This is a genomic window from Caenispirillum bisanense, assembly GCF_039523075.1.
GTDB classification, from domain to species: domain Bacteria; phylum Pseudomonadota; class Alphaproteobacteria; order Rhodospirillales; family Rhodospirillaceae; genus Caenispirillum; species Caenispirillum bisanense.
This window is the reverse complement of sequence record NZ_BAAAEP010000123.1, coordinates 1-1075: the sequence shown is the minus strand read 5'-3', so window position 1 is coordinate 1075 and position 1075 is coordinate 1. Positions and strand designations below refer to the sequence as shown.

The following is a 1075-nucleotide window of genomic DNA, read 5'->3' as shown; positions in this document are numbered from 1 at the left end:
GCCGCATCCGCGACGGCCACGGCGGCGGCCCGCATGGGCGCCATCGCCGACCTGCGTCAGCGCCGCGACCGCCGCGAGACCCAGCGCGTGCGCACGGCGGAGGCGCTGACCGCCGCCGAAGCGGGGCTGGAGCCGGTGCGCCGGCGGCTGGCGGCGCTCGACCCCGAGGCGCTGGAGGATCGCCGCCAGCGGGCGGCCGACGATGATGATGCCATCTCCCGCCTGCTGCTGCTGACCGCCGTCGCCGCCCCCCTGCGATCCCGTCAGGCGGCGGCGGCGGAACTGCTGGCCGATGCCGAGGCGCGGCAGGCCGCCGCCATCGCCGCCATCGCCGCCATCGGCAGCGAACGGCCGGCGGTGGATGGCCGTCTGGCCGAGGCGCGGCGGGCGCTGGAACTGTCGCAGGCGGCGGGCAATGAGGTGGCGGCGCGGCTGCGCAGCCTGCTGGCGGCGGGCGATCCCTGCCCGGTGTGCGGCTCGCGCGAGCACCCCCTCACCGGCGCGGCGGCGACGACGCCGCTCGATGCCCTGGTGCGCGAGCAGCGCGGCCGGGTGGTGGCCCTGGAAGCGGAGATGCGCGCCCTGGATGACCGCTGGCGCAAGGCGGCGGCGGAGCGGGACGGTCTCAGCACGGTGATGGAAGGCTGCCGCGAGGACGGCCGCCGGCTGGAGCAGGAGGTGGCGGAACTGCGGGCGGAATGGCTGACGGCCGCCGCCCGGATGCCCGCCCTGGCCCTGGCGGCCGATCCGGCGACGGCCGATGCCGACCGTCTGCGCGCCGCCGCCGAAGCCGCCGCCACCGCCCTGGCCGCCCCCCGGGCGGGCAATGGGGGGGGGCCGGGCGGGCTCCCGCCCCGTACCCCCCCTGCCCCACGCCGCCAAGGCCGCCGCCGCCGCCCTGGCCGAGGTGACCGCGGCGGTGCGGCAGGCGGCGGCGCTGCGGGCCGAGATCGACGCCCGCAGCGGCCAGATCGCCCAGATGCGGCTGGAACTGGGCCAGCACGGCGAAACCCTCTCCACCATCGACCAGGGCCTTGCCCGCGCCGAGGCCGAGCAGCAGGCGGCGGAGCAGGAA

Annotated in this window: 1 pseudogene; it reads left to right on the top strand. The window is 79.1% G+C overall.

Going from position 1 to position 1075, the window contains the following annotated elements:
- Positions 1-1075 (top strand): annotated as a pseudogene (locus ABD056_RS22715) (hypothetical protein); the annotation flags it as partial.